The 16146-nt window shown below is 73.2% G+C and carries 16 protein-coding genes; 8 read left to right on the top strand and 8 right to left on the bottom strand.

Features of this window, described 5'->3' with window-relative positions:
* Positions 1 to 105: 105 nt before the first annotated feature.
* Positions 106 to 1104, bottom strand: coding sequence for a CapA family protein (locus tag ABZ312_RS14560; RefSeq protein ID WP_500437754.1), 999 nt, complete (start codon positions 1102 to 1104; stop codon positions 106 to 108).
* A 34-nt stretch (positions 1105 to 1138) separates the two neighbouring features.
* Positions 1139 to 1372 (bottom strand): hypothetical protein, encoded by a 234-nt coding sequence (locus ABZ312_RS14555; protein ID WP_499511552.1) that lies wholly within the window; start codon positions 1370 to 1372, stop codon positions 1139 to 1141.
* A 64-nt stretch (positions 1373 to 1436) separates the two neighbouring features.
* Between ABZ312_RS14555 and map the strand changes: the two genes are divergently transcribed.
* From map to efeU, 4 genes are all read left to right on the top strand, one after another.
* Positions 1437 to 2285, top strand: a complete 849-nt coding sequence (gene map, locus ABZ312_RS14550; protein ID WP_500437752.1) for a type I methionyl aminopeptidase — start codon at positions 1437 to 1439, stop codon at positions 2283 to 2285.
* A gap of 124 nt (positions 2286 to 2409) precedes the next feature.
* Positions 2410 to 3543, top strand: coding sequence for an iron uptake system protein EfeO (gene efeO / locus ABZ312_RS14545; RefSeq protein WP_500437750.1), 1134 nt, complete (start codon positions 2410 to 2412; stop codon positions 3541 to 3543).
* An 18-nt stretch (positions 3544 to 3561) separates the two neighbouring features.
* On the top strand, positions 3562 to 4815 hold the full coding sequence (efeB, locus tag ABZ312_RS14540; RefSeq protein ID WP_500358030.1) for an iron uptake transporter deferrochelatase/peroxidase subunit: 1254 nt from the start codon (positions 3562 to 3564) through the stop codon (positions 4813 to 4815).
* Positions 4816 to 4831: 16 nt separating this feature from the next.
* Positions 4832 to 5683 (top strand): iron uptake transporter permease EfeU, encoded by an 852-nt coding sequence (efeU, locus tag ABZ312_RS14535; protein ID WP_500437748.1) that lies wholly within the window; start codon positions 4832 to 4834, stop codon positions 5681 to 5683.
* A 42-nt stretch (positions 5684 to 5725) separates the two neighbouring features.
* On the opposite strand, the gene ABZ312_RS14530 is transcribed toward efeU, so the two are convergent.
* Positions 5726 to 6472, bottom strand: a complete 747-nt coding sequence (locus tag ABZ312_RS14530; protein WP_500322238.1) for a bifunctional DNA primase/polymerase — start codon at positions 6470 to 6472, stop codon at positions 5726 to 5728.
* A gap of 388 nt (positions 6473 to 6860) precedes the next feature.
* Between ABZ312_RS14530 and ABZ312_RS14525 the strand changes: the two genes are divergently transcribed.
* Positions 6861 to 7532, top strand: coding sequence for a biliverdin-producing heme oxygenase (locus ABZ312_RS14525; protein ID WP_500322237.1), 672 nt, complete (start codon positions 6861 to 6863; stop codon positions 7530 to 7532).
* A gap of 321 nt (positions 7533 to 7853) precedes the next feature.
* Here ABZ312_RS14525 and ABZ312_RS14520 read toward each other — a convergent pair whose 3' ends face one another.
* From ABZ312_RS14520 to ABZ312_RS14505, 4 genes are all read right to left on the bottom strand, one after another.
* Positions 7854 to 9236, bottom strand: a complete 1383-nt coding sequence (locus ABZ312_RS14520; RefSeq protein ID WP_500437746.1) for a serine hydrolase domain-containing protein — start codon at positions 9234 to 9236, stop codon at positions 7854 to 7856.
* A gap of 173 nt (positions 9237 to 9409) precedes the next feature.
* Positions 9410 to 10501: a YeiH family protein gene (locus tag ABZ312_RS14515; protein WP_500437744.1), complete on the bottom strand. Its 1092-nt coding sequence runs from the start codon at positions 10499 to 10501 to the stop codon at positions 9410 to 9412.
* Between the two features lie 26 nt (positions 10502 to 10527).
* The gene (locus ABZ312_RS14510; RefSeq protein ID WP_500437742.1) at positions 10528 to 11091 is read right to left on the bottom strand and encodes a cysteine dioxygenase family protein; all 564 of its coding nucleotides are present in this window, start codon (positions 11089 to 11091) and stop codon (positions 10528 to 10530) included.
* A gap of 86 nt (positions 11092 to 11177) precedes the next feature.
* Complete coding sequence (locus ABZ312_RS14505; RefSeq protein WP_500322233.1) at positions 11178 to 12083, bottom strand: LysR family transcriptional regulator; 906 nt, start codon at positions 12081 to 12083, stop codon at positions 11178 to 11180.
* A 163-nt stretch (positions 12084 to 12246) separates the two neighbouring features.
* Between ABZ312_RS14505 and ddaH the strand changes: the two genes are divergently transcribed.
* Together ddaH and ABZ312_RS14495 are read left to right on the top strand one after the other, a co-directional pair.
* Complete coding sequence (gene ddaH, locus ABZ312_RS14500) at positions 12247 to 13062, top strand: dimethylargininase (protein ID WP_500322231.1); 816 nt, start codon at positions 12247 to 12249, stop codon at positions 13060 to 13062.
* A 28-nt stretch (positions 13063 to 13090) separates the two neighbouring features.
* The gene (locus tag ABZ312_RS14495) at positions 13091 to 14623 is read left to right on the top strand and encodes a phytoene desaturase family protein (protein WP_500322400.1); all 1533 of its coding nucleotides are present in this window, start codon (positions 13091 to 13093) and stop codon (positions 14621 to 14623) included.
* A gap of 80 nt (positions 14624 to 14703) precedes the next feature.
* On the opposite strand, the gene ABZ312_RS14490 is transcribed toward ABZ312_RS14495, so the two are convergent.
* Positions 14704 to 15696, bottom strand: a complete 993-nt coding sequence (locus ABZ312_RS14490; RefSeq protein ID WP_500322229.1) for a small ribosomal subunit Rsm22 family protein — start codon at positions 15694 to 15696, stop codon at positions 14704 to 14706.
* A gap of 86 nt (positions 15697 to 15782) precedes the next feature.
* On the opposite strand from ABZ312_RS14490, the gene ABZ312_RS14485 reads away from it, so the two are divergent.
* Positions 15783 to 16022, top strand: a complete 240-nt coding sequence (locus ABZ312_RS14485; protein WP_500322228.1) for a hypothetical protein — start codon at positions 15783 to 15785, stop codon at positions 16020 to 16022.
* Positions 16023 to 16146 lie beyond the last annotated feature (124 nt).

Below are 16146 nucleotides of genomic sequence, written 5' to 3'. Positions count from 1 at the left end.
CGACCGGCCGTCGGTCGGATCCGGTCCACGTGCCCTTGGAAACGGAGCGTCGTTGGTCTGGACCTCAATCCGTTCGGAATCTCGGACAGCAAGGGGCCGTCTGTGCTACGGGTCGGTAGCTTCGCCGTCCCAGCGGACCACCAGCCGCCCGCCCTCCTCTGTGACCCGGTGCCCGAACCCGGCGCAGGCGCGCCGGAACCGCCGGGCGATCCAGGCCCGTTCACCGCGGTCGGCCAGCCGGGTGAAGCAGAAGTCGAGGGCGATCGGCACCGCCTCCAGCCGGACGGGGCGGTGGCCGGCGGGGTCGAAGGTGACGAGGAAGAACAGGCCGCGGTCGTTGCGCAGCCGCGGATCGGTCGCGTAGTCGTCGACGAAGTCGCCGAGGTCGTAGAGCACCGCGTCCGTCACGCCGTGGAAGACGTGCGCGGAACTGCCCGCGACGAGCGTGGCGCCCGCCGTGCGCAGGGCCCCGGCGGCGTCCCGGATGTAGCGGGCCGGGCCGGTGGTCATGTTGGGCCCCCAGTGCGGGGTGACGAGCACCGCCGCCGTCCGCGCGCCCAGGCTCGCGACGCCGTCGGCGAGCCAGCGCGGGACGCCCTCGCGCAGGTCCGCGTAGGCCACCCCGGGGTGGTCCGGTCCCGCGGCGTACTCCGCCGGATGGTCGGTGACACCGACGACGCCCAGGCTCGGGCGGCCCGCCGCACCCCCGGGGCCGCCCAGCACCGCCGGGGCGCGCGCCGCACTCTCGTCCGGTCCGGCCCCGACGGCGGCGATCCCCGCGGCGGCCAGGTGCTCCAGCGTGTCCAGCAACGCCGTCCGGCCGTAGTCCAGGGCGTGGTTGTTGGCCAGGTTGACGCAGCTCACGCCCAGGTGCGTCAGGGCGCGCACGGCGACGGGCGGGGCACGGAAGAAGAAGGGCTTGAAGGGGTCGGGCCAGGGCTCACCGCGGTCGGAGATCGCGCACTCCAGGTTGAGGACGAAGAGGTCCGCCTCCCGCGCGACGGCCACGACCTCCTCGGAGAACAGCGCCTCCGGAGGGGCCTCGGCCAGCCGCGCGGCCACCATGCGGCCGAGCATGGTGTCGCCGGCCAGCCCGAGCTTCACCCTTCCATCGTGCACCCGTCGGCCCCCGGCGGGCTCACTCCTCCCCGCCCTCCCGTGAGCGGTCCTTCCACCGCGGGTCGTTCTCCCACTGCAGGTTCCGCTCGGCGGCCGTCTCCATCGCCCGCTCCGCGTCCGCGCGGCTCGGGTACGGCCCCATCCGGTCCTTGGCGGGGCACTCCGGCCCCTCCTCGACCTTGTGGTGCTCGATGCAGTAGAACCACTCGCCGGGCTTCCCCGCGGGCTTGCGGACTCGCCTGAACAACGCCATCGTCCCTCCTCGTACGACGTCCTGCCGCCATGCTGCCCGACCGGCCGCCGATACACTCGCTGACATGTCTGTCCTGGTTCCCGGCAAGCTCTCCCCCACCCGTCCCGTGCCCGCCTCGATCCCGCGTCCGGAGTACGTGGGCAGGCCCGCGCCGCGGCCGTACGACGGCCCGGAGGTGCAGTCGGCGGAGACGATCGAGAAGATGCGGATCGCCTCGCGGATCGCCGCGCGGGCCATGGAGGAGGCGGCGAAGGCGATCGCGCCGGGTGTCACCACCGACGAGCTGGACCGGATCGCGCACGAGTACATGTGCGACCACCAGGCCTACCCCTCGGACCTCGGGTACCGGGGCTTCCCCAAGTCCCTGTGCTCCTCCATCAACGAGGTCATCTGCCACGGCATCCCCGACTCGACCGGGCTGCGCGACGGCGACATCGTCAACCTGGACGTCACCGCCTACATCCACGGGGTGCACGGGGACACCAACGCCACGTACCTCGTCGGCGAAGTCGCCGAAGAATCAAGGCTGTTGGTGGAGCGCACCCGGGAATCCCTGAACCGCGCCATCAAGTCGGTGAAGCCCGGACGGCAGATCAATGTGATCGGCCGGGTCATCGAGTCCTATGCCAAGCGATTCAATTACGGCGTCGTGCGCGACTTCACGGGCCACGGCATCAACACCGCCTTCCACTCCGGCCTGATCGTCCCGCATTACGACGACCCGCGTGCGACCACGACCATGAAGCCGGGCATGACCTTCACCATCGAGCCGATGCTGACCCTGGGCACCCACGAGTACGAGATCTGGGACGACGGCTGGACGGTCGTCACCAAGGACCGCAAGCGCACCGCGCAGTTTGAACACACCCTTGTGGTGACGGACACAGGCGCGGAGATCCTGACGCTGCCTTGACCTCCTCATGGGGATTCCTTTACCGAAATGCGGCCGTGTCGCGATAGGCCTCGGATAGGTTAGGCAAGCCTTTCACAGGAGAGGCTTGCCTAAGTCATAGCTTCCCGAGCCGCCTGGAGATCGCATGTCCGCCGTCCGCATGTCCGCAGTAGCCGCCGCCGGCATAGTGGTCGCCGTCACCGTCACCGGGTGCGCGGAGAAGGCGGACGGCAAGGCGTCCGACGCCGTCACGGTGACCGCGACGGACACCAAGTGCGAGGTCTCCAGGACGACTTTCCCGGCCGGGCACGTGCAGCTGGCCGTCGAGAACAAGGGCTCCAAGGTCACCGAGGTCTACGTCTACACGGCCAGCGACCAGATCGTGACCGAGCGGGAGAACATCGGCCCCGGCACCAAGGCCACCATCACCGCCGAGATCAAGGCCGGTACGTACCAGATCGCCTGCAAGCCCGGCATGAAGGGCGACGGCATCCGCCAGAAGATCACCGTCACCGGCAAGGGCGCCGCCAAGAGCGACCCGCGGCTGGACGCCGCCGTGGCCGCGTACCGCAAGTACGCCCAGGAGCAGGCCGACCAGACGATCCCGGTGGTCCAGCAGTTCGCCGACGCCGTGAAGGCGGGCGACGTGGAGAAGGCCAAGTCGCTCTTCGCGCCCTCCCGGGTCGGCTGGGAGCGCACCGAGCCGGTCGCCGAGTCCTTCGGCGACATCGACCCGCTGACCGACACCCGCGAGGACGGCCTGGAGGACGGCCAGAAGTGGACCGGCTGGCACCGGCTGGAGAAGTCCCTGTGGCAGGACAAGAAGGCCGGGGCCGAGGAGGGCGCCCTCGCCGACCAGCTCGTCACCGACCTGAAGGACTGGCAGACCCGCGTCGGCAAGGCCGACATCACCGCCACCAGCATGGCCAACGGCGCCAAGGAGCTGCTGGACGAGGTCGCCACCGGCAAGATCACCGGTGAGGAGGACCGCTACTCCCACACCGACCTGTCGGACTTCCAGGCCAACGTCGAGGGCGCGATGAAGGCCTACGAACTGCTGAAGCCGGTCGCCGCCGAGAACGACGCGGCGCTCACCGCCGACCTCGACAAGCAGTTCCCGGCCCTGACGGCGCTGCTCGACAAGTACCGCAAGGGCGGCAGCACCACGGAGTTCGTCTCCTACGACACCGTCGGCAAGGACCAGCGCAAGGAGCTCTCGGACGCGGTCAACGCGCTCGCCGAGCCCCTGTCGAAGCTCGCCTCGGCTGTCGCCAAGTAACCCCGGGGGCTGTGGACCATGTCCGATGAGAGTGTCACGTCGCGTCGTAAGGTGCTCGGCTGGACCGGTGCGGGTGTCGTCGTCGCGGCCGCCGCGGCCGGCGGCGCCGTGGCCGCGGTCCGCTCCGGGGACGACGTGCAGCCCGCGGGCGCCGCGGGCAGCGCGATCGCCTTCCACGGGGAGAACCAGGCCGGCATCACGACCCCGGTGCAGGACCGGCTCCACTTCGCGTCCTTCGACGTCAAGACCGAGGACCGCGGGGAACTGGTCGCGCTCCTGAAGGAATGGACCGACGCCGCCCGGAAGATGACGCAGGGCCGGCCGGTCGGCGAGGGCGCGGTCGGAGGCCTCGCCGAGGCCCCGCCGGACGACACCGGTGAGGCGCTGGGCCTGCAGCCCTCCCGGCTCACCCTCACCATCGGCTTCGGCCCCTCACTGTTCACGACGAAGGACGGCGCGGACCGCTTCGGGCTGAAGGCGCACCGCCCCGGGGCGCTGGTGGACCTGCCCAAGTTCCCCGGTGACGCCCTCGACCCGAACCGCAGCGGCGGCGACCTGTGCGTCCAGGCCTGCGCGGACGACCCGCAGGTGGCCGTGCACGCCATCCGCAACCTGGCCCGGATCGGCTTCGGCAAGGTCGCGATGCGCTGGTCGCAACTCGGCTTCGGCAAGACCTCCTCGACCACTCCCGAGGAGCAGACCCCGCGCAACCTGATGGGCTTCAAGGACGGCACGCACAACGTCGCGGGTTCCGACAGGGCCACCCAGGACGAGCACGTGTGGGTGTCCGCCAAGGACGGCCCGTCCTGGATGGCCGGCGGCTCGTACCTCGTCGCCCGCCGCATCCGGATGCACATCGAGACCTGGGACCGCACCCCGCTGCAGGAGCAGGAGCAGATCTTCGGCCGGACGAAGGGCGAGGGCGCTCCGATCGGCAGGCAGCGCGAGCACGACGCCCCGGACTTCAAGGCGATGCTCCCGGACGCGCACGTCCGGCTGGCGCACCCGGACAACAGCGGTGTGACGATCCTGCGCCGCGGCTACTCCTTCACCGACGGCACCGACGGCCTGGGCCGCCTGGACGCCGGGCTGTTCTTCATCGCGTACCAGCGCGACGTCCGGGACGGCTTCGTGCCGCTGCAGATGCGGCTCGCGAAGCTCGACTCCCTCAACGAGTACATCCAGCACGTGGGTTCGGCCGTCTACGCCGTACCGCCGGGCGTCCGGGACAAGGACGACTGGTGGGGCCGCGAGCTCTTCCAGAACGACTGAGAGGAAGTGACCGGCGGTGTTCGCCAACTACCTGATCGGGCTCCGTGAGGGCCTGGAGGCCAGCCTGGTGGTCTGCATCCTGGTCGCGTACCTGGTGAAGACCGACCGCAAGGACAAGCTGCCGCCGGTCTGGCTCGGCGTCGGCACCGCGGTCCTGGTGAGCATGGCCTTCGGCGCCGCCCTGCAGTTCGGCTCCTCCGAGCTGACCTTCGAGGCGCAGGAGGCGCTGGGCGGTTCGCTGTCGATCGTCGCGGTCGGCCTGGTGACCTGGATGGTCTTCTGGATGCGGCGCACCGCGCGGCACCTGAAGGCCGAACTCCACGGCAAGCTGGACGTCGCGATCGCCATGGGCACCGGGGCACTGGTGATCACCTCCTTCCTCGCCGTGGGGCGTGAGGGGCTGGAGACCTCCCTGTTCATCTGGACCGCCGTGCAGGCCACCGACGACGGCGTGCGCCCGCTGGTGGGCGCGGTGCTGGGCCTGCTGACCTCGGTGGTGCTGGGCTGGCTGTTCTACCGGGGCGCGCTGCGCATCAACCTGGCCAAGTTCTTCACCTGGACCGGCGCCATGCTGGTGGTGGTCGCGGCGGGCGTGCTCGCGTACGGCTTCCACGACCTGCAGGAGGCCGGCTGGCTGCCGGGGCTGGGGACCGAGGCCTTCGACGTCAGCGACCAGATCCCGCCGGACTCGTGGTACGGGACGCTGCTCAAGGGCGTGTTCAACTTCCAGCCGGACCCGACCTGGCTGCAGGTGGCGGTCTGGGCGCTGTACCTCGCGCCCACGATGTTCCTCTTCCTGCGCCCCGGCAGGGTCAGCGCGCCGGCCGTCAGGCCGTCCGCAGCGGTTCCGGTCGGTGACGAGGGCTGAGGCCGCCGGGCTCCCGACCGCTTCACGGCCCCCGGGCCGGGGTCAGTGCAGCCAGCCGGCCGTCTCGGGCTCGGGCTCGACCTGGGCGCAGGCGTCGGTCAGCACCCCGAGCAGCGGCAGCGGGTCGGGCAGCACCTGCTCGGGGCCGTGGCCGGCGACCCACGCGACGGTGGCGCCGGAGGGCAGACGCGAGGGCGGGAGCAGCACGTAGCTGGCGCGGTGGTGCCAGCGCAGGCCCGGGTGCTCGTCGAGGGTCTCGGGATGGCAGTCCAGCTCGCACGGCCACCACTCGTCCTCGTCGGCCGTGGCACGGGTGGCGGTGAAGAACAGCATGCGCCCGTCGGAGACCGCGACGGGCCCGGCCGCGGAACCCTCGGCGGCCAGCCGCTCCAGGGCGATCCGGCCCGCCTCGGCGGGTACGTCCAGGACGTCGTGGGCGATGCCGGTGGCGGTGATGAAGTTGGCCAGGGGGTGCGCGCGCAGCCAGCGCCTGACCTGCTCCGCGTCCGTGGTGGCCTGGGTCTGCCAGGCGAAGGAGACGGGGTGCGTGCCCGGGGTGGGGCAGCCGATCCGGTCGCAGGAACAGCGGTAACCGGACACGGGCGACGGGTGGGCGGCCGGCGCCAGCGGCAGGCCGGCGTCCGCGGCTTCCAGGAGGAGCTCGTCCCGGCGCAGGTCGTCCCCGTTCCGGCCACCGGCGGCCGCGCGGACCGCGGCCCCGTCCACTCCGGCACCGCGCTCCCCCGCCTTGCGGCGCAGCCAGTCGGACAACCTGCCCTTGGTGACCATCGAGCCCCTTTCCTCGCCCCGTGAACCCTTGCTCCACCCTACGTAACGAGGGAAAGGCCGTGAGCGGAATCCACGGATGGTGGAAACCATCCTGCTCCCCGTCCGCATTCCGGCCGCGCGCGGGGTCCCCCTGCAGGGCGTCCCCCGTCCCGGGCGGATCCGGGCACGTTTCCCTTGTCCCCGCTTGTCCCCGCTGCCCGCGGCACCCGGGGCGGCGACCGGCACCGGCCTCCCCTCCGTGACCACCGTCACCCGCGGGACGACGCGCCGTCCGCCCCGGAGGGCGGATCCGCGCTAACCTGGTTTCCCGACAGGTTGTCGGCAACCCATGGACTTAGGGTCCCCTAAGTTGCGACGATTCCTGCAGGCCCGACGCAGGAGGATTCCCTTGACGCCAGCCCACGGCTCCGCGACCGCACCGTTCTCGGCCGTCATCCGCTCCGCCAGCCACGACCGGCACACCGAGGCCGAGACCTCGACGTTCATCGGCGACCTGCTCGGCGGCCGCCTGGGGGTCGCAGCGTACGCGCGCTACACCGAGCAGCTCTGGTTCGTCTACCGGGCGCTGGAGGACACCGCCGCGCAACTGGCCGGCGACCCCGTGGCCGGGCCCTTCCTGCGTCCGGAGCTGATGCGCGTCGCCGCCCTGGAACGCGACCTGGACCACCTGCTCGCCCCCGGCTGGCGCGACAGCGCCGGCGCGCTGCCCGAGACCCTCGCGTACGCCCGCCGCGTCACCGAGACCGCCCGCGCGTGGCCGGCGGGCTACGTCGCCCACCACTACACCCGCTACCTCGGCGACCTCTCGGGCGGGCAGGTCATCCGCGGCATCGCGGAGAAGACCTGGGGCTTCTCCCGCAAGGGCGACGGCGTGCGCTTCTACGTCTTCGACGCGATCGGCAACCCCGCGGCGTTCAAGCGCGAGTACCGGAGCCTGCTGGACGCCCTGCCGGTCGACGACCTCGAGAAGCAGCGCGTCGTGGAGGAGTGCCGGCGGGCCTTCGCCCACAACTCGGCGGTCTTCGCCGCGCTGGGCCGCGAGTTCCCGCTGACCGCCTGATCCCCTGACCCGCGACGGCCCGGCTGGTCCCCGCCGTTCGGGCGCCCGTACCGCGCAGGCCGCGTCGTCAAAGTCCTGCCTGCCCCGCGGCGCTCCCCCAGCTGGCGCTGGGAGGTGCCCCCAGGCACGGCACTCCCCCCAGCCTTCGGCTAGGGGGAGTTGTCGAATCGTCCGAGTAGCCCACTACGAGGACGACTCTCCGCCTTGCGATGCACCGCACCTGGGGGCACCTCCCAGCGGAGCCGGGGGAGCCGCTGGGCCCGCCCTCCGGGCGGTGGGGCACCCCCAGCGGAGCTGGGGGAGCTGATGTGGGGACGCGGCCTAGCCGAGGGGGGAGGTCCAGCCCGAGGGGTCGACTCCGCCCGGGACCGGGGCCGCCGGGTCGTAGGGGGTGCGGGTGAAGACGAAGGAGCCGAGGTCGAGATGGCCGACGGTGCCGTCGGGGGCGCGCACCGCGCGCAGGGTCTCGCCGTCGTAGTAGCCGTCCAGGCCGGTCCAGGTGCCGTCCGGTTCCGCGCGGAAGCGGGCGCCGCGGGCGGTGCCGGACAGGGCGGTGAGTTCCAGGTCGCGGCCGGTGCGCAGGCGCAGGACGTGCGGGGCGGTGCCCCAGTACCAGGGGCCGGTGAGGGCGAGCAGCTCCGGGTCGGGGTCGGAGTCGGGCCGCCAGGGCTCCGGGATGCGGGGCTCGCGCTCGGCGACGATGCGCAGCAGGTCGGCGGCGATCGTCGTGGTCGGGGCGCCGGTGGTGGAGTTGGCGAGGACGACCGCGCCGAGTCCCTCCTCCGTGTCGCACCACAGCCCGGCCACGAAGCCGGGCATCGAGCCGCCGTGCCCCACCAGAACCCGGCCGTCCGGGGTATTCATCAGCTGCACGCCGAGGCCCTGGTCACCGCCCGGCGCGGCCGGCCGGCGCATCTGCTCCAGCGTCGCGGGCACCAGGACGCGCTCGTCGCCCGCGGCGAGGAAGGCGGCCCAGCGGCACAGGTCGTCGGCGGTCGACCACAGTTCGCCCGCGGGGGCCATCAGGCCGGTGTCCTGCACGGCCTCGGCCATCATCAGCTCGGCGTACGGGTGGACGGCCCAGCCGCCGGCGTGCGGGGCCTGCGGGCGGCGCGTCGTACGGGTCATCCCCAGCGGTTCCAGGACCTCGGCGGTCAGCACCTCGTCCCAGGGCCGGCCGTCGTGGAGCGCCTCGACGACGGCGCCGAGCAGGGCGTACCCGGGGTTGGAGTAGTGGTGGCGTTCGCCGGCGGGGTGCAGCCGCGGCGTCCCGCCGAGGAGGTCGGCCGTCTCCGGCCGCAGCGCGCCGGGCGTGCGCTCCCACCAGGGGCCGGGGGTCTCCGCGGCCAGTCCGGCGGTGTGGGTGAGGAGTTGGCGCACGGTGACCCCGTCGGCGGGGGTGCCGCCGATGTGCTTCTCGACGGGGTCGTCCAGCCCGAGGCGTCCCGCGTCGCGCAGCCGCATCACCAGGACGGCCACGAAGGTCTTGGTGAGGGAGCCGATCCGGTACTGGGTGTCCCCGTCCGGGGCATGCCCGTCCACGCAGGAGCGCGCTCCGGTCCACACGGCCTCGCCGTCCCGGACGACGGCCCCCACGAGGGAGGGGGTGCGGCTGCTGGACTGGGCGACCGCGACGCGGTGCAGCAGGGCCCGGCGGGTGTCCGGGAGCAGGGCGTCGTCGGGGTCGGTCTGCGGTGTCGGCATGCGCTCACCTTAGAGGCGGGCCCGGGCGGGGTGCCGGGTGCATGGCACCGGCTTTGCCGTCGGCGGCCTCATGGCCACCGTCCCTGCCGGGAAGACGGGTGTCGGCTCCGCCCTGGACGGCACCATCCAGCAGGCCGGTACCGCGCTCGTCGTCGGGCCGCCGGCCGGGGTCGTCAACTGGTGAGGAGCACACCGGCGTAGGAGACGGTGGCGATGAGGGTCCAGGAGATCAGGCCGACGGCGGCCACACGCGGCCCGGTTCGCGCCAGGGCGCGCAGGTGCACCATGCTGCCGAGCCCCACCATGGCCATGGCCAGCAGCAGTTGCTGCAGTTGCTGTGCTCCGTCGAGCACGCCGGCCGGCAGGACTCCGGTGCTGCGCACGGCGATCATGACGAGGAAGCCCACGACGAACAGGGGCAGCAGCGGGGTCCGCCGCGCGGAGGCGGCGGCGTCCGGCCCCGCGGCACCCGACATGGCGTGCCGCCGGCGCAGGGCGTAGGCGACGGCTGCGACCAGGGGTGCCAGGAGCGCGACGCGCATCAGCTTGACGAGCACCGCCTCACCGAGTGCCGCCGGGCCCGCGGTCTGGGCCGTCGCGACGACCTGTCCGACGTCGTGCACGCCGGCTCCGGCCCAGCGGCCGAACTGCACGTCGTCCAGGCCGAGCGGGTGGTGCAGCAGCGGCAGCACGCCGATGGCGAGGGTGCCGCAGAGCGTGACCAGGGCGACGGACGCGGCCACGTCCTCCTCGTCACTGCCGCTGACCTGGCTCACCGCGCCGATGGCGGAGGCACCGCAGATGGAGTAGCCGGTGGCGATGAGCAGCGGCTGGTCGCCGCGCAGGCCCATGCGGCGGCCGAGCCAGAGGGTGCCCCAGAAGGTGGCGGCCACGACGCACACCACCATGCCGGCCGTGGCCCAGCCGAGGCCGACCACGTCGTCGAGGCCCAGCTGCAGTCCCAGGATCACGATGCCGATGCGCATCAGCCGTTTCCCGGCGAAGGTGAGCCCCGGCCGGGCCCGGCCGCGCAGGGTCGCGCGCAGGCCCGGCAGGTTCGCGGCGGCGATGCCGAGGAGGACGGCGGTGGTGGGCACCGGCACGGCGGGCAGCAGCCGGTGCAGTGCGGTCGCCAGGACGGCGCCGAGGGCGGTGACCAGCAGGCCGGGCAGCACGGTCGCGACGGCCCGGCGGCGGCCCGCGCCGCCTCCGGCGTGGGACGCGGCGGGGCGGGCGGTCGGCGCCGCCCCACGGGGGACGGGCACGGGGGTGCGCGTCGCGGTGCGGAGGTTCACCGTTCGCCGACCGGCAGCCGGTAGACCCGCCGCACGCTGGAGCCCAGGCGGGAGATGTCGGCACCGTAGATGTGCAGCGAGATGGCCTTGCCGGTCCCGCCGTTCCACACCTGGTGGATGTCGCCGGGCGGCGCGAAGCCGCAGACCTCGCCTTGGACGTTGACGACGTCCTGGGTCGGGACGAGGCGGGAGCCGGTGCCGTCGGGGACCAGCCGGTAGCGGCGCTCGTGCTCCTGGCCCTGGTGCACCCCCGTGACGCACCAGGAGACGTGGTCGTGGATGGACGTCCGTTGCCCCGGCAGCCAGACCAGGGCGACGATCGAGAAGCTGCCGTCCTCCTCGGCGTGCAGGATGTGCTGCCGGTAGCGGTCCGGGTCGCCCTCGCGGTGCCGCTCGGCCAGCAGGTCGGCGGCGCCGAGGTGCGGCGCGAGCCGCTCGCCCACCAGGTGGGCCGTCGGGCCGGGCGGCAGGCCGCGGCCGACCGTCTCGCGCACCTCGTCGACGAGGCGGGCCAGCCGGGCGGTGGGCGCGGAGAGCGCCGGAACGGTCGCGGAGGTCATGTCCGCAGCGTCCGTGCGTACGAGCCCGCGCGTCCACTGACAGTTCCTTCACCCCGCTTTGCCCCTCCTTATGGATGGGGTGCGGGTCAGCAGCCGCTGCGCCGCTCGGCGACCGCCTTGAGCGCGTCGAGCACCAGGGCCGCGGCCGGGATCCGCAGATGGTCGCGCGGCACGTACGCCGCGACCCGGCGGCGGGAGACGGGGTCCAGCGGCCGGCCGGTGACCCGGTCCAGCCGCATGAAGGACAGCACCAGCCCGGGCATCATCGCGACCCCCAGCCCCTCCGCGACCAGCGACTGGACCACGAGGTTGTCGTCGGTGGCGAAGGCGATGTCGGGGGCGAAGCCCAGCTCGGCGCACTCGTGGAGGAAGTTGACCCGGCAGCGCATGCAGCCGGCGATCCAGCGTTCGTCGGCCAGGTCGCCGAGCCTGACCGAGCGGGACCTGGCCAGCCGGTGCCCGGCCGGCATCAGGACCATGAGCTGGTCCTCCAGCAGCGGGATCTCGACCAGGTCGTCCGGCACCGCCTCGTGCAGCCCCGGGTAGGTGAAGGCGAGGGTGATGTCGCACTCGCCGCGGGTGACCCGCTCCAGCGAGTCGGGCGGTTCGTCCCCCAGCAGCTCGACCCGTATCCCGGGGTGCTCGGCCGCGAGCAGGGCCAGCGCCTCGGGGATCAAGGTGGCGTTGGCGCTGGGGAAGGCGCACAGCCTCACCCGGCCGGTCTCCAGCCGGGTCACCGCGCCTATCTGCTCCCAGGCCACGGTGATGCTGTCGAGGATCGTCTCGGCGTGCCGCGCCAGCGCCTCACCCGCCTCGGTCAGCCGCATGCGCCGCCCGACGCGGACGAAGAGCGCGGTGCCCACCGAGCGCTCCAGGGCCTTCATCTGCTGGGTGACCGCGGGCTGGGTGTAGCCCAGCGCCACCGCAGCGGCCGAGTAGGAGCCGGCCGTGACCACGGTGTGGAAGGTCTTGATGTGCCTGGAATCGAACACCCCCGAATCATAAGGGGAACTTTGGACAACCCGGCAGACGGCCTCCTCGTGCTTCTGGGAGGGCTCCGCCGGGGGGGGTGTTTGCGTCCGCAATCCGGTGCGGGGTGTCCGCTGTGGGTCCACCATGTCACTACGGCCTCAACCACACCGCGAGGAGCCTTCATTGAGCGCAGCGCGCACCGCCTCGTACCGCCGGTATCTGATGTGTCCTCCCACGTACTTCCGCGTCACGTACTCCATCAACCCCTGGATGGACCCCACGAAGCCGGTCGACCCCGCGCTCGCCCTGCTCCAGTGGGAGGACCTCCGTGACCGCTACCGCTCGCTGGGGCACACCGTCGAGATCCTGCAGCCGCTGCCGGGCCTGCCGGACATGGTCTTCGCCGCCAACGGCGCCACCGTGGTCGACGGCCGGGTCTTCGGCGCCCGCTTCGCCAACGCCGAGCGGGCCGCGGAGGCACCCGCGCACCGCGAGTGGTTCCTGAACCGCGGTTACGGAGAGGTGCACGACCCGCACCACGTCAACGAGGGCGAGGGGGACTTCGCCGTCACCGACAGCTGGCTGCTGGCCGGGAAGGGCTTCCGCAGCAGCCCGCTGTCGCACGCCGAGCTCCAGGAGTTCTTCGGCCGCCCCGTCATCGGCCTGGAGCTCACCGACCCGCACTTCTACCACCTCGACACGGCGCTGTGCGTGCTCGCCGGCGACGAGATCATGTACTACCCGGACGCCTTCTCCCCCGGCAGCCGCGCGGTGCTGCGCCGGCTCTTCCCCGACGCTCTGACCGCCACCCGCCAGGACGCCACGGCCTTCGGGCTCAACTGCGTCAGCGACGGCCTGAACGTCCTGGTCCCTTCCGGGGCCACCGGGCTGCTGCGGCGGCTGCGCGAGCGCGGCTTCGAGCCGGTGCCGGTGGACATGTCCGAACTGCACAAGGCCGGGGGCAGCGTGAAGTGCTGCACCATGGAGCTGCGCGACTGAGCGTGATACGAAAGGGCCCATGTCGCAGCTGCCCCTTCACCCCTCGTACGACGTCGTGATCGTCGGCGGCGGCCACAACGGCCTGGTCGCCGCCGCGTACCTCGCCCGCGCGGGCCGCTCCGTGCTCCTGCTGGAGCGGCTCCCGGGCACCGGCGGCGCCGCCGTCTCCACGCGGGCGTTCACCGGTCTGGACGCACGGCTGTCCCGGTACTCGTACCTGGTGAGCCTGCTGCCCCGGAAGATCGTCGACGACCTGGGGCTGCGCTTCGCCGTCCGGCGCCGCCGCATCTCCTCCTACACCCCGTACGGCGACGGCGGGCTCCTCGTCGACGCCGAGTCGCCGTCCGCGACCCGTGAGAGCTTCGTCCGGCTGACCGGCTCCGACCGCGACTTCGAGGCCTGGCAGCGCTTCTACGGCATGACGCAGCGGGTCGCCGAGCGCGTCTTCCCGACGCTGACCGCGCCGCTGCCGTCCCGGGCCGAGCTGGAGCGGACCGTGGACGACCCGGAGGCCTGGTCGGCGCTGTTCGAGCGGCCGCTGGGCGAGACCGTCGAGGCCGCCTTCGAGGACGACCTGGTGCGCGGCGTGGTGCTGACCGACGCCCTGATCGGCACCTTCACCCACGCGCACGACCCCTCCCTGCTGCAGAACCGCTGCTTCCTCTACCACGTCATCGGCGGCGGCACGGGTGACTGGGACGTGCCCGTCGGCGGCATGGGCGCCCTCACCGACGCCCTGGCGGACGCGGCCCGGTCGGCCGGGGCGGAGATCCTGACCGGCACCGAGGTCACGGCCGTCGCAACCGACGGCACGCGGGCCGAGGTGTCGTTCGAGGGCGGCAGCGTGGGCGCGGGGCACGTGCTGGTCAACGCCTCCCCGTACGCGCTGGCCGGACTGCTGGGCGAGGCGGCCCCGCAGAAGCCCGAAGGCGCGCAGCTCAAGGTGAACATGCTGCTGCGGCGGCTGCCGCGGCTGCGCGACACCGCGGTCGACCCGCGCGACGCCTTCGCCGGCACCTTCCACGTCGCCGAGTCGTACACCCAGCTGGACCGGGCCTACCGCGAGGCGGCCGAGGGCGCGGTGCCCACGGCGCCGCCGTCCGAGATCTACTGCCACTCGCTGACGGACCCGTCGATCCTCGCCCCCGACCTGGCCGCCCAAGGCGTGCACACCCTCACCCTCTTCGGGCTGCACGCCCCGGCGCGGCTCTTCGCCGACGACCCCGCGCAGGCCAAGGAGACCCTCCTCAAGGCGACCTTGGCGCAGCTGGACGCGGTGCTCGCGGAACCGCTGGCGGAGTGCCTGGCGGTGGACGCGGACGGGCGGCCCTGCATCGAGGCGAAGTCCCCGCTCGACCTGGAGCGGGAGGTCGGCCTGCCCGGCGGGCACATCTTCCACCGCGACCTGGCGTTCCCCTACGCGGAGTCGGGCGGCGGCGCCTGGGGCGTGGGGACCGCGCACGCGAACGTGCTGCTGTGCGGGGCGGGCGCGGTGCGCGGCGGCGGGGTCAGCGGCGTCCCGGGCCACAACGCGGCCATGGCGGTGCTGGGCGACCGGTGAGCGCGCGGCAGGGTGCGGCCCTGCGCCCCGCGCGGTGCCGCACGCCGTCGGCGGCAGGCCGTCGCCCCGCGGACCCGGGGCTACTCCGGTTCCGCCGCAGGAGGCGGCCACGCGTCGCCCCAGGCGACGTCGCGGGCGGCACGGTACAGCGCGCCGTGCCGCTTGCTGACGGTGTCGCGGCGCAGGCCGTCCTCGACCGTGCACAGGTCGATGAGGACCTGTCCCTTGCGGATCTGCGGATGCCGCACCACACGGTCCGGTGAGCCGTCGCCCGCCGCGGGGAAGCGGGCGGCCGCGACGTAGCTGAACTTCTCGTCCTCGTACGGCAGGGAGCCCCCCTTGACCTGCCGGTGCAGCGAGGTGCGGGCGACCCGGGCCGCGAAGTGGCACCAGTCCGGGGCCTGCACCGGGCAGGTGCCGTCGTGGGGGCAGGGGGCGAGGACGTGGAAGCCGGCCGCGATGAGCCGCTCGCGCGCCGCGAGGACCCGGGCGTAACCGTCCGGGGTGCCCGGTTCGACGACGAGCACGGCGCCGGCCGCGGCGCGCGCCGCCTCGTCGACGACCGCGTCGCGGTCGGTCTCCGTGAGCTCGCCGATGACGTACGACAACGTGATCAGGTCCGCCTCGGGCAGCCGTGCCCCGGTGCCGAGCGGCGCCTTGTGCCAGCGCGCGTCCCGCACGGCGGTGTGCTCCGCCCCGGCGGCCAGCTCCCGGCCGAGCGAGAGCGCCGCGTCCGACCAGTCGAGGACGGTGCTGGTGTGCGTCCCGTCCTCCCAGGCGTCGGCGACCGCCCAGGTCGCGGCGCCGGTCCCGCCGCCCACGTCCAGGTGGCTCGCCGGGGCCCACTCCCCCGCACGGGCCCGGAACTCCGCCAGCGCCGCGCCGACCGCGGCGTGGGTGGCCGGCATGCGGTACGCCGCGTAGGCGGCGACGTCGGAGCGGTCGCGGAGGATCGGAGTGCTGCTGGGCGTACGCCCCCGGTAGGTGGCGATCAGCCGGTCGACGGCCTGGGTGGCACGGCCGGGCGGGAGCCCGTCGAGGAGACCGGCGAGGGCGGCTTGCAGAGAGGACACAAGGGTCAAGGGTAAGGGTCGCCCGGAGCGGGCCGGCGCGGTCGCCGTCAGGGTGCACCGGTACCCGGTTCGCAGGAGGTCGCGCGGTGTTCGTGGAGATCGTCCTCACGGCCCTGCCCCTCGACCGCGACGAGGTCGAGGAGGCGCTCGCAGCCGCGTTCGAGGCCGACGGCGAGATCACGGGCGCCGGGACCGGCATGGGCAGCTGCCACCTCGACCTGGAGGTCGACGACGACGTGGACAGGGACGGCGCTCTGCGCAGGATCCACCGCACCCTCCGGGAACTCGGCGCGAGTGACCACGCCCAGGTGATCGTCCGCGACTGACACCGGCGCTGGGCCGTGTGACGACATGGCCTAGGTGTATTGCCTTGTGAGGTTGGGGACGCGGCTGGCGGGTGGTTTGCCGTTCAGCGCGGTGTGTCCGCGGTGGTGATTGTAGGTGTGCAGC

The organism is Streptomyces sp. NPDC006207, from assembly GCF_040613835.1.
Classification (GTDB): domain Bacteria; phylum Actinomycetota; class Actinomycetes; order Streptomycetales; family Streptomycetaceae; genus Actinacidiphila.
Note: the sequence above shows the minus strand (reverse complement) of the source record. Positions and strands in the feature narration are given on the sequence as shown.